This is a genomic window from Candidatus Symbiopectobacterium sp. NZEC135 (assembly GCF_025962695.1).
Genome location: NZ_JAGFPF010000822.1, coordinates 1 through 910 on the forward strand (window position 1 = coordinate 1; position 910 = coordinate 910).

Below are 910 nucleotides of genomic sequence, written 5' to 3' on the forward strand. Positions count from 1 at the left end.
ATCTCATCACCTTGATTTTTATAGTACTCACGGCGTTTTGCATTCGCAATGAGCTTACCAATTAACGGTTTTATCCCCAGAGTCAGCAGATCCGCCACAATATTTAATCCATCGGCTGTGCCCCGCGCATCGGGCGACGGGCCACCTTCTGTATCATCATAAATCATTCGAAAGGGGTTCTCTGCTCTCTGGGCTTGAAATAAAAGCAGTTTTCCTTCGTTCTCGCCTTTAGCGTTAAGTATTTCTTCCTCAAAGGCGCAGTGTTCTTTTATATGCTCTGCGGTTCGAGGATCGAACTCAGGCATCAATGCTCGCTTCATTCGCGCTGTGCTATCAACCAGTGGAGTAATAAAGAGAGGACCGGTTTTTGCCCACTGTTTCAATGACAGCTCAAAATCCTGACCTTCTTCGGTGGTTAATTGTCCATCAGACACCAGATAGTGCTTAATGGCCGCAATCAGCGCATTCTTCTTTTGATCATCAGAGAGAATGTGGCTGTTTTCAATAAAATAATTAGGTTTGTCAAGCGACGTGTCATTATCTATCATGGAAAATGGATTCTCTTTATAAACAACAGAGGCAGAATCAGAACGGTGTAAAAAATTAAATAACAGCATGAGTTGAAGGGTTGTTGCCATTTCGCCTCTTCGTCCGAAAAACGACGTTGAGGACGGGTTCAGTATTCTCGGCGAATTTTCAATATGGCTAATTTCGGAAATGAAACCATGAACATTTACAGAGGGATTTGAATTAATTGATTCTAAAGATTTCTCATGCTTATTCTGGCACGTTTGATCGTGATAGCATGCTGTGGATAAATGATGCTGTATGACTGAAATAGACATTCTTTGACTCCATTCAAAAAGAATGGACTATAGGCATCGTATTTACGCCATCGTTATTAAAAAAA

The 910-nt window shown here is 41.4% G+C and carries 1 pseudogene; it reads right to left on the reverse strand.

Annotated features, from left to right (window positions below):
• Positions 1–845: pseudogene (locus tag J5224_RS30725) on the reverse strand (hypothetical protein); the annotation flags it as partial.
• Positions 846–910: the final 65 nt, after the last annotated feature.